The organism is Rhodopseudomonas sp. P1 (assembly GCF_039642825.1).
In the GTDB taxonomy this organism is placed as follows: domain Bacteria; phylum Pseudomonadota; class Alphaproteobacteria; order Rhizobiales; family Xanthobacteraceae; genus Rhodopseudomonas; species Rhodopseudomonas palustris_H.
Window position 1 is genome coordinate 890,192 of the sequence record NZ_CP088006.1, and the last position, 22,588, is coordinate 912,779.

General features: G+C 65.8%; 21 protein-coding genes. 7 read left to right on the plus strand and 14 right to left on the minus strand.

What is annotated here, in order from left to right; genetic code table 11:
* The first annotated feature begins 357 nt into the window (after positions 1–357).
* On the plus strand, positions 358–552 hold the full coding sequence (locus LRC39_RS04125; RefSeq protein WP_011156346.1) for a hypothetical protein: 195 nt from the start codon (positions 358–360) through the stop codon (positions 550–552).
* Here LRC39_RS04125 and LRC39_RS04130 read toward each other — a convergent pair whose 3' ends face one another.
* From LRC39_RS04130 to LRC39_RS04145, 4 genes are all read right to left on the minus strand, one after another.
* Positions 553–1,818, minus strand: a complete 1,266-nt coding sequence (locus LRC39_RS04130) for an acyl-CoA dehydrogenase family protein (RefSeq protein ID WP_346296438.1) — start codon at positions 1,816–1,818, stop codon at positions 553–555.
* An 80-nt stretch (positions 1,819–1,898) separates the two neighbouring features.
* Entirely contained in the window at positions 1,899–2,243 is a 345-nt protein-coding gene (locus tag LRC39_RS04135; protein WP_346296439.1) for a c-type cytochrome, read from the minus strand.
* Positions 2,244–2,251: 8 nt separating this feature from the next.
* Positions 2,252–2,686: a hypothetical protein gene (locus LRC39_RS04140; protein WP_164573803.1), complete on the minus strand. Its 435-nt coding sequence runs from the start codon at positions 2,684–2,686 to the stop codon at positions 2,252–2,254.
* A gap of 189 nt (positions 2,687–2,875) precedes the next feature.
* Positions 2,876–4,696: a putative bifunctional diguanylate cyclase/phosphodiesterase gene (locus LRC39_RS04145; RefSeq protein WP_346296440.1), complete on the minus strand. Its 1,821-nt coding sequence runs from the start codon at positions 4,694–4,696 to the stop codon at positions 2,876–2,878.
* A gap of 177 nt (positions 4,697–4,873) precedes the next feature.
* On the opposite strand from LRC39_RS04145, the gene LRC39_RS04150 reads away from it, so the two are divergent.
* Positions 4,874–5,716 (plus strand): SDR family NAD(P)-dependent oxidoreductase, encoded by an 843-nt coding sequence (locus tag LRC39_RS04150; protein ID WP_346296441.1) that lies wholly within the window; start codon positions 4,874–4,876, stop codon positions 5,714–5,716.
* Between the two features lie 114 nt (positions 5,717–5,830).
* On the opposite strand, the gene LRC39_RS04155 is transcribed toward LRC39_RS04150, so the two are convergent.
* Positions 5,831–7,210 carry a cytochrome P450 gene (locus LRC39_RS04155; RefSeq protein ID WP_346296442.1) on the minus strand — a complete coding sequence of 460 codons (1,380 nt, stop codon included), beginning with the start codon at positions 7,208–7,210 and terminating at the stop codon, positions 5,831–5,833.
* Between the two features lie 120 nt (positions 7,211–7,330).
* Positions 7,331–8,635 carry an adenylate/guanylate cyclase domain-containing protein gene (locus LRC39_RS04160; protein WP_346296443.1) on the minus strand — a complete coding sequence of 435 codons (1,305 nt, stop codon included), beginning with the start codon at positions 8,633–8,635 and terminating at the stop codon, positions 7,331–7,333.
* A gap of 147 nt (positions 8,636–8,782) precedes the next feature.
* On the opposite strand from LRC39_RS04160, the gene htpX reads away from it, so the two are divergent.
* Positions 8,783–9,757 (plus strand): zinc metalloprotease HtpX, encoded by a 975-nt coding sequence (gene htpX, locus LRC39_RS04165; RefSeq protein ID WP_346296444.1) that lies wholly within the window; start codon positions 8,783–8,785, stop codon positions 9,755–9,757.
* A 262-nt stretch (positions 9,758–10,019) separates the two neighbouring features.
* The gene (locus LRC39_RS04170) at positions 10,020–11,432 is read left to right on the plus strand and encodes an MFS transporter (RefSeq protein ID WP_346296445.1); all 1,413 of its coding nucleotides are present in this window, start codon (positions 10,020–10,022) and stop codon (positions 11,430–11,432) included.
* On the opposite strand, the gene LRC39_RS04175 is transcribed toward LRC39_RS04170, so the two are convergent.
* The 4 genes from LRC39_RS04175 to LRC39_RS04190 all read right to left on the minus strand — a co-directional run bounded on the left by LRC39_RS04175 (position 11,429) and on the right by LRC39_RS04190 (position 16,145).
* The gene (locus LRC39_RS04175) at positions 11,429–12,616 is read right to left on the minus strand and encodes a pyridoxal-phosphate-dependent aminotransferase family protein (RefSeq protein ID WP_346296446.1); all 1,188 of its coding nucleotides are present in this window, start codon (positions 12,614–12,616) and stop codon (positions 11,429–11,431) included. The two genes, LRC39_RS04170 and LRC39_RS04175, sit on opposite strands and share 4 nt — an antisense overlap.
* 56 nt (positions 12,617–12,672) lie before the next feature.
* Entirely contained in the window at positions 12,673–13,527 is an 855-nt protein-coding gene (locus tag LRC39_RS04180; protein ID WP_346296447.1) for an LssY C-terminal domain-containing protein, read from the minus strand.
* 33 nt (positions 13,528–13,560) lie between these two features.
* On the minus strand, positions 13,561–14,292 hold the full coding sequence (locus LRC39_RS04185) for a thermonuclease family protein (RefSeq protein ID WP_346296448.1): 732 nt from the start codon (positions 14,290–14,292) through the stop codon (positions 13,561–13,563).
* A 113-nt stretch (positions 14,293–14,405) separates the two neighbouring features.
* Positions 14,406–16,145: a hypothetical protein gene (locus LRC39_RS04190; protein ID WP_346296449.1), complete on the minus strand. Its 1,740-nt coding sequence runs from the start codon at positions 16,143–16,145 to the stop codon at positions 14,406–14,408.
* Between the two features lie 454 nt (positions 16,146–16,599).
* On the opposite strand from LRC39_RS04190, the gene LRC39_RS04195 reads away from it, so the two are divergent.
* The gene (locus LRC39_RS04195) at positions 16,600–17,466 is read left to right on the plus strand and encodes a caspase family protein (RefSeq protein ID WP_346296450.1); all 867 of its coding nucleotides are present in this window, start codon (positions 16,600–16,602) and stop codon (positions 17,464–17,466) included.
* 87 nt (positions 17,467–17,553) lie between these two features.
* Here the strand turns inward: LRC39_RS04195 and LRC39_RS04200 are convergent, their stop codons facing one another.
* Positions 17,554–18,312: a carbonic anhydrase gene (locus LRC39_RS04200; protein ID WP_107342972.1), complete on the minus strand. Its 759-nt coding sequence runs from the start codon at positions 18,310–18,312 to the stop codon at positions 17,554–17,556.
* Between the two features lie 86 nt (positions 18,313–18,398).
* Positions 18,399–19,025 (minus strand): S24 family peptidase, encoded by a 627-nt coding sequence (locus tag LRC39_RS04205; protein ID WP_041809462.1) that lies wholly within the window; start codon positions 19,023–19,025, stop codon positions 18,399–18,401.
* A 337-nt stretch (positions 19,026–19,362) separates the two neighbouring features.
* Here LRC39_RS04205 and LRC39_RS04210 point away from each other — a divergent pair, with 337 nt between their 5' ends.
* On the plus strand, positions 19,363–19,707 hold the full coding sequence (locus LRC39_RS04210) for a DUF952 domain-containing protein (protein WP_346296451.1): 345 nt from the start codon (positions 19,363–19,365) through the stop codon (positions 19,705–19,707).
* Positions 19,704–20,798 (plus strand): quinone-dependent dihydroorotate dehydrogenase, encoded by a 1,095-nt coding sequence (locus LRC39_RS04215; RefSeq protein ID WP_107354258.1) that lies wholly within the window; start codon positions 19,704–19,706, stop codon positions 20,796–20,798. Before LRC39_RS04210 ends, LRC39_RS04215 begins: the two co-directional genes overlap by 4 nt.
* A gap of 133 nt (positions 20,799–20,931) precedes the next feature.
* Here LRC39_RS04215 and LRC39_RS04220 read toward each other — a convergent pair whose 3' ends face one another.
* Together LRC39_RS04220 and LRC39_RS04225 are read right to left on the minus strand one after the other, a co-directional pair.
* A complete protein-coding gene (locus tag LRC39_RS04220; RefSeq protein ID WP_107342975.1) occupies positions 20,932–21,666 on the minus strand; it encodes an MBL fold metallo-hydrolase in 735 nt (244 codons plus the stop codon).
* 143 nt (positions 21,667–21,809) lie between these two features.
* Positions 21,810–22,511, minus strand: a complete 702-nt coding sequence (locus LRC39_RS04225; RefSeq protein ID WP_346296452.1) for a carbonic anhydrase — start codon at positions 22,509–22,511, stop codon at positions 21,810–21,812.
* Positions 22,512–22,588 lie beyond the last annotated feature (77 nt).

A 22,588-nucleotide genomic window follows, 5' to 3' on the forward strand; every position in this document is an offset into this window, starting at 1 on the left:
GGAATGACAAGCCAGGCACGCGCTCGCTGTTGCGGAGGTCGTCATCCTCGTGCGCTCACGACCACCGCCTGCGGAACATCGACGCGTGCCGATTCCCAGCTCTTTTTGAATAGGGCAAATGAGAAAACGCTGCCAGTCAGGCGAATTGCTGACAGTGATCATCGGATGAAAGTGGTTCGCGGACGTTCCGACCGGACCAATAGGTGGCCGGGTGCGGCATCCTGAGTGGCGCGGAGCCAAGCTCCCGCTGCGGCGTATTCGCCTTTGGTCGAGTGCTGACCGGTATTCTTACCAGCGATCAACTTAATCACTGCGTAACGACGACTGCGAATAGTCGAGCCTGAGGGGAGAATACCCATGCTGCAGACGCTCGAAACCACAGATTTGAAAGAAGCGCGCCGATCGCGGATCGCGCAGTTCAGCGGCCGCGCCGCGACGCTGAAGGTCGGCGGCTCCTCGGTCACCGGCATCGTTCGCGCCGTCAAGGAAGACAAGACCGGCGAGACCCCGCGCTGGATCGTCACCGTGATGGCGCAGCCGGCCCGGCGCTGATCACTCCGACAGCAATTGCGACGGCGGAACGAAGTGGTGGGCATTTTGGCCGGCCTGCGCTTTCGCCTTCGCCAGTTCGGCGCGGGCCACCACGCGCAGATGCACCTCATCAGGTCCGTCGAGAAACCGCATCGCGCGGCCCCAGGTCCACAAATACGATAGCGGCGTATCCGGCGTCAGGCCCATCGCCCCGAACACCTGCATGGCACGATCGACGATCCGGGTTTGTAGCCGCGCCGCCACCAGTTTGATCGCCGAGACGTCGACCCGCGCCGCCGCATTGCCGGCGCGGTCCATGCGGTGCGCCGCGTGCATCACCAACAGCCGCGCCTGATCGATCTCCAGCCGCGATTCGGCGATCCAGTCTTGAATGTTCGCGAAGTCTGCGAGGTGCTTGCCGAACGCCTCGCGCTCGAGCGCGCGTTCCGCCATCAGTTCGAGCGCGACTTCACATTGGCCGATGGTGCGCATGCAATGATGCACCCGGCCGGGCCCGAGCCGGTCCTGCGCCAAGCGGAAGCCTTTGCCTTCCTCGCCGAGCAGATTGGCGGCTGGTACCCGGACGTTGCGGAACACCAACTCGCAATGTCCTTCCGGCGAGTGATAGTGCATCACCGGGATGTTGCGGACGATCGACAGGCCCGGCGTGGTCATCGGCACCAGCAGCATCGAGTGCCGCTCGGTCGAGGTCGCCGGCAGGTGCTCGCCGGTAACGCCCATCACGATCGCCAGTTTGCAGTTCGGATGCGCGGCCCCGGTGATGAACCATTTGCGGCCGTTGATGACGTAGTCGCTGCCGTCACGGGTGATGGTGGTGCGGATGTTACGCGCGTCCGACGATGCGGCATCCGGCTCGCTCATCGCGAAGCAGGACCGGATCTCGCCGATCAGCAGCGGATCGAGCCACTCGGCGCGCTGCTCCGGCGTCGCCGCCAGATGCAGCAGCTCCATGTTGCCGGTGTCGGGCGCGTTGCAATTGAACACTTCCGACGCCCAATGCACCCGGCCCATGATCTCGGCCAGCGGCGCATATTCGACGTTGCTGAGACGCTGGCCGGGATCCTCATCCCGCAGGCCCGGCAGAAACAGATTCCACAGATCCTCGGAGAACGCCCGCGACTTCAGCCGTTCGATCAACCCCAACGGATAGTGCCCCGCGGCCGCTTCACGATGCCAGGCGACGTTGGCCGGCTCGACGTGGAAACGCATGAAGTCGGAAAGCTGCGCGCGCAGCCGTTGCACCTTGTCGCTGTGGTCGAAATCCATACGCGGCTCTCAGGCGGGAAGGGCGGCGGAGCGGTCCGCCGAGGTCGGTGGCGCCGGCGCGCGGCGTCGCTGCGACCGCATCAATTGCGCTTCAGGCTGAGGATGTATTGCACGATCTCGGCGGCATCGCCGGGCGCAATGATGAAGTTCGGCATATTGGTGTGGTTGGAGCGTAGGAACACGTTCAGCGACAGCGCGGTGGTCGAGGGCAAATTGGCGATTCGGGAGAACCCCGGTCCTTTGCCGTCGCGGACATCGTCCGGCTCGATGGCGTGGCACTCCGCACACCACTGCGCGGCGAGCTTATGACCGGTGGAGACGCCGTCCTGCGGGGCGGCGGCATCCGCGCGGTGCAGCCGAACCGTCAGCAGCACCGCGATGATCAGAAATCCAGTGGCCGGGAGCCGGAACCAACCCTGCGACATCGTCACGATTAGTGACGGACCGTGCCGGGCGCGACGTGGAAGTCCTTGTCCAGCGCGTCGAGCGTCACCTTGTTGGCGCAGTACGCCTGATAGTGCTCGGCGAGCGAACCATCGGCGATGTCGTGATCGCATTCCGCCTTGTGGCGGCACAGCGCGCAGACGCGCTCGAGATCGCGCATCACCAGCGGCTGAGCACGGGCGATCGCGGCCTCGTCGATCCCGAGAACCTTGAGCAGCTGCGGCAGTTCTTCAACCTTGTGCGGACCTTGGCGGACCAACTCGTCGAGATCCGACGCAGTGACGCCGAGGTCGTGCGCGATACGGCCGAATTCCGCAGAGTCGAATTGGCACATCTCGACGACTTCACGGCGATGTTTCAGCCAGTCGGCGAAGGTTTCGATCAGCCGGTCGACGAGCGGATAGGGGCGGCTATGGGCAGGCATTTCGCCCTCCAAGATGTCTGACGGTGACGGTACAATCGCCGAACGTCCCCCCAGTCACATTGCGATAGATCAAGCAAAACACCCCGGACATCACCGGAGGTAACGGCCGACAAGTCAGTGAAATCAGGCGTTTGTTCGCTGTGCGGAATGCGGTTCTATCGCCGCGTAGCGCAGTGCTGATCGTGCGGTTCAGCCCCGCGCGTAGCTGGTGCGGGTCAGCGGCTGACGCGCCTGTTCGAGATGGCGGCCGGGCGCGCCGGGACGGCCGTTGGTAAACACCGGAACGGTCGGCGGCCGCAACTCTTCGAGGAAGACCGGCTTGGAGTAGTAATAGCCTTGCGCGTAGCGGATCCGCGTCATCGCCTGCAGGTATGCGAGTTCTTCGAAAGTTTCGATCCCTTCGGCGATCACCGTCATGCCCAGCGCGTCGCTGAGCGACTCGATCGCACGCAGGATGCCCTGGCTGCGCGGACGCTTGTGAATGTCCGTGATGAAGGAACGGTCGATCTTGATCTCGTCGGCGGTGATGTCCGCAAGCGCCGACAGCGACGAATAGCCGATGCCGAAATCGTCGATCGAAATGCCGACACCGATCTCTCGCAGCATCGGCAGGATCTCTTTCTGGAAGTGCGCCTTGGCGACGAATGCGTCCTCGGTGATTTCCACCATGAACCGCTTCGGACATTCGGTTGCGGCCAGCGCCTCGCAGAACGAGCGCATGAAGTCCGGCGAGCCGGCTTGCTTGGCGGCGACATTGACGCTGATGCTGGCTTGTTCGCCGAAGGTGGCGTTGATCAGGTCGATCGATTTCATGATCTCGGCAAGCACCAGATGGGTCAGCTCGTCGATCAAGCCGAGTTCGACGGCGAGATCGACAAAGGTGCCCGGCGCCTGGATCACGCCGTTATCGTCGCGCAGCCGTACCAGCGCTTCGATGCCTTTGATCTCGTTGGTGCGGATATCGACTTTGGGCTGGAACGCGCAGCAGAAACGCCTGTCGAGAATGGCCTGGCGCAGCGATTGCTCCACCGCCATCCGCTCCAATGCCTCGCGCTCCATCGCGATGCTGAAGATCGCCGAGGCGCCCTTGGCATCGCTCTTGACCCGGTACATCGCGATATCGGCGTTCTGCCGCAGCGCCTCGTAGTTGCGGCCGTGCTCGGGATACAGGCTGATGCCGATCGACGCCGACGCGAACACTTCGGTGCCGTCGATATAGAACGGCGCTTTCAATCGCTGCAGCAGGAATTCGATGTGATCGGCGACTTCCGCTTCGCTGGTGATCGGATCGAGCAGCAGCAAGAACTCGTCGCCGCTGATCCGCGACAAGACGTCGGTGTCGCGCAGCTCCAGCGACAGCCGCTTGGCGATTCCGACCAGCAGCGCGTCGCCGACCGAATGGCCGTAGTAATCGTTGATATGTTTGAAGTTGTCGACGTCGAGAAACGCCAGCGCAAAATGGTGCTGCCGGTGGTCCTCGAGCAGCGCGGTGACGTGGCGTTCGATCACGGCGCGGTTGGGCAGCCCGGTGAGCTCGTCGTAATAGGCGCGGCGGAACAGCTCGTCCTCGATCACCTTCTGCTCGGTGATGTCCAGCGAGCTCGACAGCAACAGTTTGTGCCCCGCGATCTCCACCGGCTTGTGCGCAGTCAGCAGCGCGCGGGCCGCGCCGCCGAGGGCGATGCGTTCTTCGCGCGTGCCGGACAGGCCCTGGGACAGCAGCGCGGCGCCGTCGCTGCGGCGGCGGTCGAGCGGCGGGTTGCCGGCGGCGTCGGTCGATGCGGGCGTAAGTCGATATTGTGCGGCTGCGGCGTCGTTGATGAAGACAAACCGGCCTTGCTCGTCCTGCACCGTCACGGCCGAAGGCAGCGCGCGCACGATTTCCTTGAACAGCCGCAGATCCCCTGCGTCGGCGGCCACAATGCCCGCCGCGTCCGCGGAAAGCGCCTCATCGCTCTCGGCGACGTCGGTCGTCACGGTCGAGGGAAAGGATGGTGCGGCGCTCGTCATGCGCGCGAAGGATGGCGAACGCCGCTGTAATAATGGTTAAGTGCAACCCTGAATGCCGGCTCAATCCTGCATCCGCAGTGGATTTGAATTGCAGTCGAGTATTTGTCATTAACAGAGTATCAACACCTACAACGAAAGACGCGGCAGCAACGGTTGCCCGATCAGGGAGAGACAGCGATGGGACGGCTCGATGGTAAGGTTGCGGTGATCACCGGTGCGACCAGCGGCATCGGTTGGCGCACCGCGGAGGTATTCGTGGCCGAGGGCGCCCGGATCGTCGTCGCTGGCCGCCGCACGGCCGAGGGCGAGGCGCTGGCGGCGCAGCTCGGCTCGTCCTGCGTGTTCAAGCAGACCGACGTCACCGACGAGGCTCAGGTGAAGGCCCTGATCGGCACTGCGCTTGACCAGTTCGGCCGGCTCGACTGCCTGTTCAACAATGCCGGCGGCCCGGCGCAGACCGGCGGCATCGAAGGCCTTGAGGTCGATCGTTTCGACGCCGCAATGGCGACACTGGTGCGCAGCGTGATGCTCGGCATGAAGCACGCCGCTCCGGCGATGAAGAAGCGGGGCGCTGGATCGATCATCAACAACGGCAGCATCGCCGGCCGGCTCGCCGGGTTCTCGTCGTCGCTGGTGTACGGCGCCGCCAAGGCGGCGGTGAATCACCTGACCAAATGCGTCGCGATGGAGCTCGGCGAATCCGGCATTCGCGTCAATTCGATCTCGCCCGGCGCGATCGCGACCGGCATCTTTGGTAAGGCGCTCGGGCTGACCACCGATGCGGCCGAAAAGACCGCCGCGACGATGCGCGAGATCTACAAGACCGCGCAGCCGATCCAGCGCGCCGGCATTCCGGACGATATCGCCCAGGCCGCGGTGTTTCTCGCCAGCGACGAGTCGACCTTCATCAATGGTCACGATCTCGTCGTCGACGGCGGCATCACCGGCGGCCGTAACTGGACCGCGCAGCAGCAGGGCTACGTCGCGCTCCGCAAGGCGTTCGATCACGGCGAGGGGTGAACAACACGCCTGCCGTCATTGCGAGGAGCGAAGTGACGAAGCAATCCTGCCAGGTGCACTGAACTCTGGATTGCTTCGCTTCGCTCGCAATGACGAGAGAAGCTGTTCTGCGAGCTAATTCAGGGGCGCGATATTGACCCGAAGCCCGTCCTTCGGCTTCGGGATCGGCCACATCTGCCAGGCGGTGTGGTAGTTCGGTGGCAGCGACAGGTCAACGTTTTGCAACAGGTGTACGGCGAAGCACTTCGCCTGCATGTAGGCGAAGTTGAGCCCGAGGCACATATGGGCGCCGCCCCCATAGGGAATCCAGGCGAAGCGGTGGCGGCCGCGGGAGGCGTCGTCGGTGAAGCGCAGCGGATCGAACTGATCGGGGTTCGGCCAGATCTCCGGCATGTGGTGGGTGTACAGAGGATTGACCGCCACCATGGTGCCGGCCGGAATCGTGTAGCCCTTGAAGCTGAAGGCACGGGTCGCCCGTCGCGGCAGCGACGGCACCGGCGGCCGCAGCCGCATCGCTTCCTTGAAGGCCATTTCGGTGAGCGGCAGCGCGTCGAGCTGTTCGAAGCTGATCGGTTCGCCGGGTTTGAGACCAAGGCCGGCGATTTCCTCGCGCAGCTTCTGCTGCCATTCCGGATGCGCCGCCAGCGCGGCGACGAACGAGGTCAGCGACGACGTCAGCGTGTCGTGCGCCGCCATCATCAGGAAGCTCATGTGATCGATGATCGCCTGGTTCGACAGCAGCGCGCCGTCGTCGTGGGTGGCACGGCAGAGCTGCGAGAACAGATCGTCGCCGCCCTTGGCGCGGCGGATCGGAATCTGTTCGGCGAAGTAAGCGACGATGCGCTGCCGGCCCTTGACGCCGCGGGCCATCGCGGTGCCCGGCCACGGCTTGCGGATCGGCGCCACCGAGGCTGCGACCATGTCGATGAAGGCGCGGTTGACCTCTTCGGTCTCGGCGCCAATCGCGGTGCCGAGGAACGAGGTCGCGGCGAGATCGAGCGTGAGCTGCTTCATCGCCGGGTAGCACAGCATCTCGCCGGGGCGGGCGCGCCACTCCGCGATGCGGCGCGCGATGCCGGCGTTGAGTTCGGCCAGATAAGACTGCATCGGCCCGGCCTTGAACGCCACCGAGAGCGTGCGCCGGTGCAGCCGGTGCTCGTCGAAATCGAGCATCATCAGGCCGCGCGGAAACAGCCGCCCGAGGATCGGTCCCCAGCCATGGGTCGAGGAAAACAGCTTGGTATTATCGAACAGTACCAGTTCGTTGGCTTCCGGCCCGAGCAGGGTGATCGAGGTCTCGCCGAGCACGCGGCTGCGATAGACCGGACCATGGGTCCTGGCCATCTTTTCGACCTCGCCTTTCGGATCGGCGAGCACCGCGAGCGTCCGGCCGATGATCGGCCAGCCTTCGTCACCGGGAATGTGGGCGAGCGCACTCGGCTTTGGCGGCACTGGCCGAGCGACGAGTGACGAATCCGCGACTTGGATCGACATGAGGCCTCCCTAGGCGGTTGTATCGGCCATGCGGAGGTGTGCCTCCGTTCTGTGGCGCGTTGCAGTTGAAAATAGGAGGCGTCCGCTCGGCTTGGCAAGGCCAATCCGAGGCGGCGAGGATTATGACGCAGCGGCTAATGGCTGCCGGAGCGGCTGTTCGGGCGGGCTGAAGATCGTCATCGGCACGGTGACGCCGCGCAGCGGGTAGTCGCCGAGCGGCTCCAGCGGTGCGTCGATATGGGTCGCGGCCGCCGCCGTCACCAGGATACTGCGCCCGGTACTCTTCTGCAGTGCCTCGACACGGCTGGCTTCGTTCACCGCCGGCCCGATCACGGTGAAATCGAGCCGCTCGGCGGCGCCGATATTGCCAAAGAACACTTCGCCCTCGTGCAGCGCGATGCCGGCACGCAGCGGCCGCCAGCCTTCGCAATTCACCCCGGCCGGATCGACCAGGTTGAGCCGCCCCAGCCCCGCCTGCGCCTCCATCGCGGCCGTTAGCGCGGCGTTGCCGGCGACGCGCGAATCGTCGCCGAGCGGAAACACCGCCAGCAGCCCGTCGCCGATGAACTTCAGGACGTCGCCGCCGTTGCGCAGCACGGCGTCGGCGAACACCTCGAAGTAAGCGTTCAGCAGTGCGATCATGTCGTTGCCGCACAGCCGGTCGGACAGGTCGGTGAAGCCGCGCAGGTCCGACATCCAGATGATGGCGCGGATCGGCTCGCCGGCGCCGCGCTTGATGTCGCCGCTCAGCACCTTGGCGCCGGCCACCGGGCCCAGATAGGCGCCGAGCGCGTTGATGGCGATCCGGGTGGCGACGTGGCGGCCGACATGCAGGCCGAACAGCGTCAGCAGCCGCTTGAGCTGCGCCAAATGCTCGTCGCTGAAGCCACCCGGCTGGGTGGTCGCCAGGGTGACGGCATGGCGGAAGCGGTCGCCGCCCATCGGCAGCGCCAGGTACTCGGTGTAACCGCCGGCCGCGAGGTCGCGCATGATCGGGAATTCCGCCTGCGCGGCGGCGTCCTGCGGATTGCGGCGGATCGCCTTGCCGCCCTGGAACAGGTTGTGCAGCGGATTGAGCCGGAACGCGTCGGTGTCGGCGGTCGATTGGTTGACCTGGACTTCGTCGCACAGCCCGTCGGAGGCGCGCCAGTTCCAGGCAAAGCCGAGCAGCTGCGGATGCAGCGTGCGGATGTGCAGCGTGGCGCGATGCACCGGCAACCCGACCGCGGTCATCCGCCACATCAGCGATTCGAACGTCAGCAGCATTTCCGGCTCGGCCGCGGCGTCGTGCAGCAGCCAGGTTTCCAGCTCGGCCAGCGTGATGCTGGCGGGCAGGCAGGCGCGGCCGCGCTGGCTGCGGCGGACGACGCTGACGCCGGCGGGATAGACGCGCATCGCGTCGGGTGGTGCGGTCGGATCGGTCACACAGGAACTTTCGTTAAGGGATTGCGGTGGCGGCGAGCCGCGACGGCCTGCCGCACGAAGCGATCTTGCCCCGGCTGGCGGAATTCCCCATCTCACGGATGCGTTATCCCGGCTCCCTCGAGGAGCGGAAGACGCAGGAGGAGGACCATGAGTTACTTCAAGACCGCTCTCTTGCTGGCCGGCCTGACCGCGCTGTTCATGGGGGTCGGCTATCTGATCGGCGGCGCCAATGGCGCGCTGATCGCGCTGCTCGTTGCCGCGGCGATGAACATCTTCACCTACTGGAATTCCGACCGGATGGTGCTGTCGATGTACGGCGCCCAGGAGGTCGACGAGCGCTCGGCGCCGGATCTCTACCGGATGGTGGCGGAACTGGCCGGCCGCGCCTCGCTGCCGATGCCGCGGGTGTTCATCATGGACAACCCGCAGCCGAACGCGTTCGCTACCGGCCGCAATCCGGAGAACGCCGCCGTTGCCGTCACCACTGGCCTGATGCGTCAGCTCAGCCGCGAGGAACTCGCCGGCGTGGTGGCGCACGAGCTGGCGCACATCAAGAACCACGACACGCTGTTGATGACCATCACGGCGACCATCGCCGGTGCGATCTCGATGGTGGCGCAGTTTGGCATGTTCTTCGGCGGCAACCGCGAGAACAACAACGGCCCGGGCCTGATCGGCTCACTGGCGTTGATGATCCTCGCGCCGCTCGGCGCCATGCTGGTGCAGATGGCGATCAGCCGAACCCGCGAATACGCCGCCGACGAGATGGGCGCGCGGATCTGCGGCCAGCCGATGTGGCTCGCCTCGGCGCTCGGCCGGATCGAAGCCGCGGCCCACCAGGTGCCGAACTACGATGCCGAACGCTCGCCGGCGACCGCGCATATGTTCATCATCAACCCGCTGTCGGGACAGGGCATGGACAATCTGTTCGCCACTCACCCGTCGACCGACAACCGGATTGCGGCGCTGCAGCGGCTCGCCGTCGAGATCGGCGGCAGTCCGTCCCGCCCAGCGTCGGCGTTCGCGCGCAGCGCCGGCGCAGCCCCCTGGGGCGGCCAGCCGCGTGGCAGCGGCCGCAGCCCGTGGAGCGGCCAGCCGCGTGGCCGAGGTCCGTGGGGCTAGTCCCTGCCAAGTGTTGGATGCTTCGAAGGCCCCGGTTCGCCGGGGCCTTTTTGCTTGCTCTGCCGTCATTGCGAGGAGCCGTAGGCGACGAAGCAATCCATAGACTCCGCAGGCAGGTCTCCTGGATTGCTCCGCTCCGCTCGCAATGACGGGGACGGTACAGCCTCTTGCTGAACGGCAGCTGTTTACCTGGCTGGTAATCGACCCGATGATGCCGGGCTGCGACCGTGGGACAGCTCAAGCCTTGCCGGGATCCGTCGCCATGTACCAGACCATTGCCGCAACCGATAACTCGCGCCGCTGGCAGGTGCTGGCGATCGTGGTCGCCGCGCAGTTCATGTTCGGGGTCGATGCCTTCATCGTCAACGTTGCGCTGCCGACGATCTCGACCGAACTCGGCGCGTCGTCGTCGCAGCTCGAGGCGGTGATCGCGATCTACCTGATCGGCTATGCGACGCTGATCGTCACCGGCGGCCGGCTCGGCGATATCTTTGGCACCAAGACGGTGTTCCTGCTCGGCGTCGCTGGCTTCACGTTCACTTCGCTGTGGTGCGGGCTGGCGCGCTCCGGTCCCGAACTGATCCTGGCGCGGCTGGCGCAGGGCACCACGGCAGCGTTCATGGTGCCGCAGGTGCTGGCGACGCTGCATGTGCTGTTTCCCGATGCTGCGCGCGCCAAGGCGTTTGCGATCTACGGCACCGTGCTCGGGCTCGCCGGCGCCACCGGCTTCGCGCTCGGCGGCCTGCTGGTGACGCTCGATCTCGGCGGCTTCGGCTGGCGGTCGATCTTCTACGTCAATGGCCCGGTGGGGCTGATCATCATCGCGGCCGCCGCCCGGGTGATGCCGCAGACGCCGCGGCGGCCGGGCACGCGGCTCGATCTCGGCGGCGCCGTGATCCTGTTCGCCGGCCTCGTCTGCGTGATCGGCCCGTTGCTGTTCGGCCGCGATGTCGGCTGGGCCGGCTGGGTCTGGGCCGTGATGGCCGGCGGCGGCGCGATGCTGGCGCTGTTCCTGCGCTACGAGCGCCGCGTCGCTGCGCATGGCGGCATGCCAGTGGTCGATCTGACGCTGCTCGGCGACCGTGCCTTCGTCCGCGGCCTCGGCGCGGTGTTCTGCTTCTTCTTCGCCAATCAATCGTTTTATCTGGTGATGACGCTGTACATGCAGCTCGAGCTGAACGTGCCGCCGCTGCAGGCGGGCTTGGTATTCCTGCCGCTGGCGTTGGCCTTCGTGATCGCGTCGCGGCATTCCGGGGCGCGGGCCCGGCGCCGCGGCACGCTGGTGCTGATCGAGGGCTGCCTGCTGCAGATCGCCGGTCTCGGCCTGATCGCCGCCACGGTGACGGTGATCGCGTCGCCGACGCCGTTCGTGTTGGCGCTTGCGTTGTTGGTCGCCGGCTATGGCCAGGGCCTGGTGATGGCGCCGCTGTCGGGCGTGGTGCTGTCGAGCGTGCAGGCGACCAGCGCCGGCTCGGGCTCGGGCCTCTACGGCACCACGACGCAGATCGCCAGCGCGGCCGGCGTCGCGGCGCTCGGCTCGGTGTACTTCACGCTGGCGCAAAACGGCTCGGGCCGCCTTGCCCTGCTCGGCGCGCTGGCGCTGCTCGGGCTCGCGATCGCCGGCTGCATCGGGCTGCTGCGCTGGATGCGCCGCGCCGTGGCGGTGGCGGCTTAGGCCGGCACGTTCTCGGCGAGGCAAGCTACTGCGGCATCGACGCCGCCGCGGCTGTGCGGGATGCCGAGCGCGGTCAGTGCCATCTCGATCACGCCAAGCGTGCCGAGCACCATCGGGGCGTTGACGTGGCCCATGTGGGCGATGCGGAACGCCTTGTTCTGCAATTCACCGATGCCGACGCCGAGCACCACGCCGCATTTGTCCTTGCAGTAGTGATGCAGTGCCGCGATGTCGTGACCCTCGGCGGCCCGCACGGTGGTCACCGTGTCGGCGCGTTCGTCCGGGTGCTCGATGTTGAAGCCGAGCACGTTGCCTTCGGACCAAACGTCCACGGCACGGCGCACCGCGCCGGCGAGCAGATGGTGACGCCGGAATGTGTTGTCGAGCCCTTCGGCAAACAGGATGTCGAGCGCCTTGCGCAGCGCGAACAACAGATGCACCGGGGCCGTGCCAGCGTATTTCTGGTAGTGCTCCGGCCCGTCGCGCTCGGTCCAGTCCCAATATGGCGTGCGCAGGCCGGCATGCTGGTGCGCGGCGCGAGCGCGGTCTCCGACCGCGACGAACGACAGGCCGGGCGGCGACATCAGCCCCTTTTGCGACGCCGACATCGTGACGTCGATTCCCCAGGCATCCATCTCGAACGGCATGCAGCCGAGCGACGCCACCGCATCGACCATGAACAGCGCCGGGTGGCCGGCGGCCTTGATGGCGCGGCCGATTGCTTCGAGATCGTTACGGGCGCTGGAGGCGGTGTCGACCTGCACCACGACGATCGCTTTGATCGCGTGCTCAGTGTCGCGGCGCAGCCGCGCTTCCACCTCATCGGGACGAACCGCGCGGCGCCAGTCGCCTCGCAGCACCTCGACGTCGCAGCCCATCGCGCGGGCCGCGTTGCCCCAGCCGACCGCAAATCGTCCGCTTTCCAGCACCAGCACCTTGTCGCCGCGCGACAGCACGTTGCTGATCACCGCCTCCCAGGCGCCGTGGCCGTTGGCGATGTAGATGTAGGACTTGCCCTTGGTGGCAAACAGCCGGCTGAGATCAGCGAGAAGCCCCTCGCTCAGCGCCACCATCTCCTTCGAGTAGATGTCGAGCGCCGGGCGATGCATCGCCTGCAGCACTTCGTCGGGCATGGTGGTAGGTCCGGGAATCGCCAAGAATTCCCGTCCGGCGCTGACGGCCATGATGCTTGTCCCTGTGGTGAGAGATGCCGCGACCATGCCGGCTCGCTGCATCGATTTCAAGGCGCGCTCGCGCCGGGCTCGATTGCGTTGGTGACGGTGCGGAAGATCTGATCCTTGATCTCGGTCGCGAGCGGGCTCGGCAGAATCTCGGCCGGGCTGCTGCGCTTCTTGCAGCCTTCGGTCAGCCGAAGGATCCAGACCTCTCCGTCGGTGTAGTAGAGATCGCCTTCGCCGTTGCGGCCGGCGATGGTCGGGCCGACGCCGGTGATCTGATATTTCGCATCGACCATCGCGGCCGCTTCGAGATCGGCGGCGAATTGGTCGCGCTCGGCATCGATATCGGGCGCGATGTGATGCGTCACTGCGCCGGTGTAATGGCTGACGCCGACGCCGCGATCGAAAGTGGCGCTGCCGAGCCAGACCGGGCGGCCTTCCTGGCCGCTGTCGAGCACTTTCCACAGCCGCACATGATTGCGTCGGTCGGCGCTGCGCCCGTCGGGCTTTTCGAACGCCAGATCCTCGCGGCGGTCGAGGTAGTACAGGCTCGACACCGGCGCGTCCGGATAGGGACGGTCGAGCAGCACGCTGCCGGCGATCGCGATCGAGGAGCGCAGGGTAATCGGATCGGCCGGGTGCCAGTTCGCCGCGAGGATCGCGCAGACGACCTCGTGCTGATCGCCGATCAGCCCGACATTGATCGGGTCGCCGGGAATGCCCTGCGCGGTGCGGGTCACCATCGGCATGTCGGCGAGTTTGCTCTGATGTTCGTAGTGGGTCCAGAACATCGGCAGCGCCAGATAGGCGAGGATCGCGTAGCAGCCGATCAGCACCAGCGAAAGTTGCCACGCCCGCCGCAGCCGGCGTTTGCGCGGCCGCTGCGGCCGCGAAGGATCATGTGCTGTGTGGTTCAAGGTCTGCCCCCGCAGCCCGGTCTGGTGTGGCGGCTAGCGCCGCGTCTCGCGGCAGCCGGCGGCCTCGGCTTCTTCCACCGAGCAGAACCAGCGGGTGCCCTTGCTGATCTTCATGCGGATCTGGGCGTACCAGCGGCTGGTCGGCTTGTGGTAGATGCATTCGCCGGATTTGTTGACGTTGCCCTTGATGGTGCACTCGGGTGACGGTGCGACCGGACCGGACGCCGAGGCGAGCAGGATTCGCCGGGCATCCTTCGGCGGCTTGGTGGCGCCGAGGATCGGCGTCTTGTTGCTGCGAACGCGCCAGTCCCACGGCGCGATGAACGAGCCGTGCCATAGCCCGAGCTTGGCCTCGCGGGCGGCTTTTTCTTCGGCCTCGTAGGCGTGGGAGTACTGCACGTAAGCCAGCGCCCAGCCGTTCTTCACCATCCATTGTCCGAGATCTTCGCCGTCGACCTCGCATTTCGCGATCGAGCGGCCGCCTTTGTCGACGCGCAGGACGTGACAGGTCCAGCTCTTGCCGGCGGTATGCTGAGCCAGCGCGTCACGCGCGGCGATGCCGCAGGTCCAGCGGTCGCCCTTCGGGTTGAGACAGAGCTGATCCACCGCCGGTGCGTCGATGCCGGCAAGCCGGATGCGGATCTTCCCGATCAGCGCATGGTCGCCGTCGCGGATCTTTGGCACGCCGCTGACGTCGGCCGCCTGGGCCGTTACCGGCAGCAGCAGGAGCAAAAGCGGCAACAGCCATGTGTTCAGCTTGAGCATGCGTCGACCTTCCCGGCAGGCACCCGTCCGGCAAACAGGTTCGCCGATTGTGCTGAATCTTGGGCGGCCCGGCCAGAGCCTCGGCAGCACCTCGCTTCAACTTCGCGCGAAGATCATGCGTGGTGGGCCTGCTGCAGCAGCGCCTTGCGGGCGAGAGCCAGCCCCATCAGCACGAACGCCGAGGTCACTTCGGGGCCGCCGACCAGAATTCGGGTCGGCGTCTTCATCTTGTTCCACTCATAGGCCTTGAACGGCGCGCGGCCGCCGCCTTCGCCGAGATGGTTCAGAATGCAATGCAGCGCCGGCGCGAAGTGCTGACTATCGCCGCCGAGATGACCGAGCGCGATCAACGCCAGCGCGGCGTCGAAAACGTTCATCTCCTTGGCGATCAGTTCGTCCTGCACGTAAGCCAGCACGCGCAGCCGGATCGCCTCGAACACGCCGTCGGGATCGATCGCACGCTTGGCGGCTTCGTCGAGCGCCCGGAACGCGACGTAGCAGCGGCCGAAATACGCGCAGTACAGTTCCGGCAGGTAATACACGTGCGATTTCGGATCGGCGAACGCGCCGCTGGCCACCAGCCGGCGCTGGAAATCGACGATGCGGCGCACCGTGTCCAGCCGCGCAGGCGTCTCGACGATCCGCCACCGCGCACAATTGCGGAAGCTGACTTCGAGCACGTCGAGATTGAGCGTCGGATCGAGATCGTTACCGAACGGGCGCTCGCCGGCCAGGCTGTCGATCCAGGTGACGATGCCGCCGTCGTAGTCGATGGTGTCGTTGAGGGGCACCGTGACCATCGGGGCGTTGGCGCCGGTGCGGACCTGATAGGCACGATAAAGATCGATCAGCGGCTGATCGATGATCGGATCCGACGAGTTCGCCTGCGTCGCGGCGGAGATCGCACAGGCGGTGGTGTCGCAATCCGGCACGTAGACGCCGAAGCCGAGGTTCTGTTTGACCTTGGCGAAGAACCGCGAAAATCGGGGATGCGGCGGCGGGGCCAGCGCGGTAATCACGTCGAACGGTTCGCCCTCGGCTGTGCGGACTCGCTCGCGGCTGGTCTTGAGGCAAAACTCGGTCATGTCGGCGATCATCCGCCGCGCCGCGCGGGTGTCGTCGGGCGTGCCGAGGCCGGAATCGATGAATCCGAGCAGTGCCTCGATGTAGAAGGCATCGTAATAGGCCGAGCGATGCCGGATCTGCACCGGTGACCACATCGGCTCGGCGATCCCGCGCCAGCGCGGATTGATCACGCCTTCTGCCGGCGATCGGGCGATGAACACGCGCGCCAGATTGAACAGCAGCGTTGAATTCTTGTAGCTGCGCGAATTCAGCCCGGTCAGCGCTGCGAGGAAGGCACGGCCATCGAGATCCGCATCGCCGATCAGGTTGAAGGACGCATAGGCCGGCAGGAAGCCGTTGCGACTCCAGGATTGCAGCAAATGATCACCGCAGGCGCGGATCGCGCTGTCGATGTCGGCGAGCCGCGGTGTTTGCGCGGGCGCCACCCAGCTCGGCGGACGCGGGTGCTCCAGCCGGATGGTGTCGATCAACTCGGCGATCGGCGCGCCGATCGCAGCCCAATCCGGCTCGGCATCGTCGCGGGCGCTGATCAGGGCGTCGCGAACGGCGCGAAACCGCACCGGGTCGTGCAGCTCCGGCAGACCGGCCTTGCGCAGCAGCGGCCGCAGCGCCGGGTTGGCGAGCGCGGTCTTGTAGAATTTGGAGATGTGCGGATCGCCGTGCTTGTGACCGAGGAACACCGGATCGCACAGGTCGTACAGCGTCGGCGCTTGTTTCCGGGCGGTCAGCGCGCGGTACGCCGCGCCGGCCATCTTCAGCACATCCATGATCGTCTTCCGCGCGCTCTGACACGTTCGAGCCGACGAGGAATCGCATGGACGGACCGGGAATACAAACCCGCGGCTGTCGCTCGGCTGGCTCTCGTCGGATGGCGCGAGGCGTAGGACAGATTGCGGCGCCTGCCCAAGATGATTTTTGTCGCAGCAAGATCAGCCAAGAATTCGCGGACCATAGTGAGGCTTTTGTCCCCTCTGAGCGGGTTAAATCTCGTTCGGACGTCGCTCGGCCAAGATCACTGGAACCGGAACACCATCGCCGTTGGCGGGTTCGACGCTCCGTCGTCCTGCCCGCTTGCCTGAACGTCCTGAACTGTTTAAGGGATTGTTATTGTGCGACGCCGCAAATTGAGCGCAATTCATACGCAAAAGACCCGCTCATCCATGAACCTGAACGGCAGCGACGCGACGAACGCCTGCGCGCGCCGATAAGGACGATTTGACGATGGCAATCCGGTTGCATCGCTTTTCCCGGCGGACCCTCACGGCTGCTGCTGCCTTGGTGGGCGTGGTGTCGCTGGCGATCGGCGCGCATGCGGCGCTGTACAAGCGCCCGGTCGATACGGCGCGTGCCGCAGCCCCGACGACCGTCGACGCCAAGGCGACCTCGTCGCGGTTGGCCCTGGTCATCGGCAACGCCCATTACCCCGATGCCGCTTCGCCGCTGCTGCAGCCGATCAACGATGCCCGTTTGCTCAGCGCCTCGCTGCGCCATGAAGGCTACGACGTCGACATGATCGAGGACGCCAGCCGCGACGACATCCTGCGCGCTGTCGCGCGGATCAAGGCCCGCGCGGCTAAGGACGCGACCGTGATGCTGTTCTTCGGCGGCTACGGCATTCAGTCCGGCCGCGACAACTACATGATTCCGGTCGACGCCACGATCTGGACCGAGGCGGACGTGCGCCGCAGCGGCGTCAGCGTCGAGCAGGTGCTGGCGGAGATCAAGGCCGCCGGCGCTCACACCAATCTGGCGGTGCTCGACGCGTCGCGCCGCAATCCCTATGAGCGCCGCTTCCGCGCCTATTCGCACGGGCTGGCGCCAATCGAGACGCCGGCCAATGCGCTGGTGCTGTCCTCGGCGACGCCGGGGCAGGTGGCGGACGACAATGACGCTCCCAACAGCATGGTGGTCGGGGAGCTGATCGGTTCGCTGTCGTCGCCGGCAAGCGCGGAAGCCGCTTTCGCCAAGGCGCGGCAGGCGGTGATCAAGGCGACCAATGGCGCCCAGGTGCCGTCGATGACCTCGTCGTTGGTCGCGGACGTGCCGCTGGTGCCGGTCGCCGACGCGACGCCCAACACCGGCGGCTGAGCGTTCGGTCCGATAATCTCTTTTTGAAAACGAAAAGGCCTGACGCGGCGTCCGCGTCAGGCCTTCGTCGTTGAGAGTGTGTGCCGCTTAGTTGGACTGCAGCACGAAGCGGCGGTTGTCCTTCTGCACCGGGCGCGCGTTCATCGGATACAACTTGGCGAACGCCGCAACGTCTTCGGCCGCGACCGTGATCGGATCGGTCAGCACCATCCAGTCGACGACCTCCGAGCACGGCGGCGTCGTCAGCGACCCTTCATAACGGTAGTAACCGAGCTTGGCCGGCAGCAGCGCGTTCGGATTGATCCCAGCATCGGCCTTCACCGCGGGACCTTCGCTCTGCGGCATGGTCGCGACGATCTTGGCGAACGCCGCGTTGGCGGCGCCTTCCTGCATCAGCACGCCGACCACGCCGAGCGTGCCGGAGTCCATGCGGTGGACGAAGTGCACCTCCATCGGGAACGACTTGCCGTCGATCTGATGCTCGCTGGGACGGTGGAAGTGGAATTGCACCAGCTTGAAAGTCGCGCCGCCGAGCTTGAGCGTCGAGCCTTCGGCCACGTTGAGCTGGATGGTATGGCCGTTGTTGATGATGGTATCGGCCGTATCGGCCCACTGCACCTGCAGCGGAAACAGATTGGCGCTGACGGTCGAGCGGATGTCGACCGGCGATTGCTGCACCCCGATCGAGCAGATCTGGTTGGCGGGATCGAGCTCGCCCCATTTGGCCGGGCCGCCTTCACCCTCATAGCCCCAATGGTGGGCGCCTTCGGCGGCAGCGCCGGCGGTGGCGCAAAGCGGACATAGAGCGAGGCCAGCAAAGGCCTTCAGGATATTGCGACGGTCCATCGACGTCTCCCGGGTTGATGCGCGGGAACTAGCATTGCCCGACGACGGAGCAAAGGGAAGTGGGACGAATGAACGACGCTTTTTGATTACTGACTGGCCCAGACGATTCGGCCGATCCATTCGATCTCTGACGGTGCCAGAGTCCGGTCGGGATGGCTGGGATTGAGAGAAGCCAGTTCGACCACCTTGGCGGTGCGCCGCTTCAACTCCTTCACCATCACTTCACCTTTGGTGGTTTTAACCACCACGCGGTCGCCGCGATGCACGGTGGCGCTCGGCGATACCACCACGATGTCGCCGCTGCGATACGCGGGCTTCATCGAATCGCCGGAGATTTCCAGCGCGTAAGCGTGCTCGTCGGTGATCGACGGCAGCCCGACTTCGTCCCAGCCCTTGCCGACCGGAAAGCCGCCATCGTCGAAATAACCGCCGGAGCCGGCCTGAGCGAGGCCGAGCAGCGGGACCGACTGCACCACCCGCGGCCGATCGTGAATCAGTTGCACGAACGTATCGATCGCGGTGTTGGTGGCCTGCAGCGCTTTGGCGACTGATTCGGTCGAAGGCCAGCGCTCGCGGCCGTCATTGGTGATGCGCTTCGATTTGTTGAATGTCGTGGGATCGAGGCCGGATTTCTTCGCGAGTCCCGAGGGGGAGAGGCCGGCGCGTTCGGCCAGCCGGTCGAGCGCAGTCCAGATCTGATCATGCGTCAGCATTTGCATCGGAAGGCACCCCGGACGCGCCGTCGGATCCGGCGCGAGAAACGGACTTACGACTAGGAATTATTGCCTTAATTGAAGGCGTTATGCAATCCCGTCCGGCGACAAAACCGCAAGCTCTTGCGAAGCCTCAGGACGGCCGATACGGTCGCCCGCACAGGTCCGGGATCGTCCGGGGCGACCAAGGGTGTGCGGATCCGCTATGCCGGATTCGGCTTTGCCCTTCCGACGTGCGCAACTTATTGTTTGAGCGGATGTTTCGGTTGCCCGGGGAGTTGCGGGCCCGATTGCCGCCCGACCCAACAACCAGCCGCAACGACGGGAATTCGCGCCCTTGCGCACGATTTACAAGATCTGTGACGCGGCGGCCTGGCGCGGCGCCGAACAGGCCGGCCGCTACGGCGGCAGCGCCCACGACGCCCGCGACGGCTTCATCCATTTCTCGACCGCGCCGCAGCTCGCCGGGACACTGGCCAAGCACTATGCCGGCCAGACCGGCCTGAAGCTGATCGCGGTCGATGCCGAGGCGCTCGGCGACCTGCTGCGCTGGGAGCCGTCGCGCGGCGGCGAGCTGTTTCCGCATCTCTATGGCGAGCTTGCACTGTCGGCGGTGACCGGCGTGCAGGATCTGGTCACGCGCCCCGACGGCAGCCACGTCGTGCCGGAGCTCGCGTCGTGATTCGCGCGTTCGATGCCGTCTCGCTGCCGCTGCTGCGCTGGCTCGATCCGGAGGATGCGCACCGGCTGGCGATCCAGGGCCTGAAGCTGTGGCCGCCGGTCAAGCCGCGCCCCGATGATTCCAAGCTCGCGGTGCGTGCGTTCGGGCTCAACTTTTCCAATCCGGTCGGCATCGCCGCCGGCTTCGACAAGAACGCCGAAGCGCCCGACGCCCTGCTCCGGCTCGGCTTCGGTTTCGTCGAGGTCGGCACGGTGACTCCGAAGCCGCAGGCCGGCAATCCAAGGCCGCGGCTGTTCCGGCTCGAGCGCGACGAAGCGGTGATCAACCGCATGGGCTTCAACAACGAGGGCGCCGAGGTGGTGCTGCGCCGGCTGGCGGCGCGCGCGCAGTATGGCGGCATTGTCGGCGTCAATGTCGGGGCCAACAAGGATAGCGACGATCGGGTGGCGGACTACGTCAAGCTGATCGAGACCTTCGCGCCGCTGGCGAGCTACTTCACCGTCAACGTCTCGTCGCCGAATACGCCCGGCCTGCGCAATCTGCAGCAGGCGGCGGCGCTCGACGATCTGCTGGCGCGGGTGATCGATGCGCGCGAGCGGGTGCGGGCGGCGGCCGGCGATACGCCGGTGCTCCTGAAGATCGCGCCCGATCTGTCGCTCGGCGAACTCGACGACGTCGTGCATATCGCGAGGTCACGCCGGGTCGACGGCATGATCGTCGCCAACACCACCCTGTCGCGCTCGCCGACGCTGCGCGAGCGGACCAAGATGAACGAGCAGGGCGGGCTGTCGGGCCGGCCGTTGTTCCGGCTGTCGACCCGGATGGTGGCGGAGACCTATGTGCGCGCCGAGGGTGCGTTCCCGCTGATCGGCGTCGGCGGCATCGACTCTGGCGGCGCGGCGCTGACCAAGATCCGCGCCGGCGCCACGCTGGTCCAGTTGTATTCGGCGCTGGTCTATAAGGGCCTCGGCCTGGTTGAGAGCATCAAGGCCGACCTCGCCTCGACGCTGCTCCGCACCGGCCGCGATTCGCTGGCCGAAATCGTCGGCGCCGATGCCCCGATGATCACTGCGGAAGAGTGGCCGGTTTGAGTGACCTGTTATTTTCACCACCGGCGTCATTCCGGGGCGCTCGCGCAGCGAGCGAACCCGGAATCCCGTAGTTGCTTGGGCAGATGAGATTCCGGGTTCGCGCTGCGCGCGCCCCGGAATGACTAGGACCTTACTACAGAGGCACGATCAGTCCGTCGCTCGCCGCCATGTGCGGGACGGTGTCGAGCTTGTGCAGCACCTCGTCGCCCATGTGGGTGAGGATCACGCGCTTCGGATTGATTTCCGGCAGATGCGTTTCCAGCGCCTTCAGGCTGATGTGGTTCTTTACCGTGCGCTCGTAGGTATAGGCCTCGCAGATGAAGAGGTCGGCGTCGTGCGCGGCTGCGACCAGCTGATCGGTCCATTGCGTATCGCCGCTGTAAGCGAGGATGCGGCCCTCCGCTTCGATCCGATAGGCGAAGAACGGCCCGCCGGAATCGCCGTGCACTACCGGAAACGGCGTCACCGTCACGGCGCCGAACTGCCGCGTCACCGCGGGCTCCAGCGCCAGCACCTGCAGATCGAAGTTCGGCTTTGTCGCCGAGGAATACTCGAACATCGCTTCCATCAGCCGCGTCAGCCGGATGTCGATGCCGAGCGGGCCGGCGATCACCAGCGGACGTTTGCGCTTCATGAATTGCGCGTCGAGCATCATGAACGGCAGACCGCCGAAATGATCGGCGTGGAAATGCGTGATCAGGATCAGGTCGAGGTCTTCGCGCAGGATGCCGTAGCGCTTCAGCGCCGGCAGCGAAGTCGCGCCGCAGTCGATCAGGAAATTGACGCTCTGCCCCGAGACGTGAAAGCACGTATTGAGCCGGCCACCGGAGCCGATCGCGTCGCCACAGCCGACAAATCGTACCTGCATTTCGGGTTCCGTCGCACTGGCTCAGATGCCGTCGCCCTGATCTAGGCCGTCTGTGCCAGGAACGTAACCCGTACCATCGCCGGATGCCGCGACCGTTGCGCGCAGGGACGAGGCTGTTCGCCCCGGCGCGCAGACCGGCGCAGCTAAACCAGTTCGACCTTGCCGCTGGCGAGATCGTAAACGCCGCCGACCACCCGCAGCTTCTTGCTGCTCACCATGTCGGCGAGGATCGGCTTCGACTCCTGCAATTGCCGGACGTTGGCGCGGACATTGGCGATCACCGCCTGGTGCCGCAGATCCTCCTCCTTCTTTTGCAGGACCGGCTCGATGCCGGGCTTCATCGCACGGACCAGATCGCCGATGTGGCCGGGCAGGTCGTTGCCTTTCTGCAGCGCTGCGACGGTTGCGTTGACGGCGCCGCAATTGCTGTGGCCGAGCACCATGATCACCTTGGTGCCGAGCACGGCGGCGCCATATTCGAGACTGGCAAGACCGTCCGGCGTGACGAAGTTGCCGGCGACGCGCACCACGAACAAGCTGCCTGGACCTTGGTCGAAGGCGAGCTCCGGCGCGACACGGGAATCGGCGCAACCAAGGATCGCGGCGAACGGCGCCTGACTTTCGGCTCGTGCGGCTCGGCCCGCGGAGAAATCGCGCTCGCGCATCTGGCCGGCGATGTAGCGCTCATTGCCCTGCATCAGCTTGTCGAGCGCAGCGTCGGGCGTGTCGCCCGGCGCGTTCGCCTGCGCCTGCGCGGCTAGCGGCAGCGAGGCTGCGGCGAGCAAGCCGAGGCCGCCGGCCATCAGAGTTCGTCGCGATACATTGCTGCAGCACGTCTCACACATATCCGTCTCTCCCTGCATCGTTCTGTTGTGTTGGAAAGATGGTATTTGCGGAGGGCGAATGTGCGAAGTGTCGATTT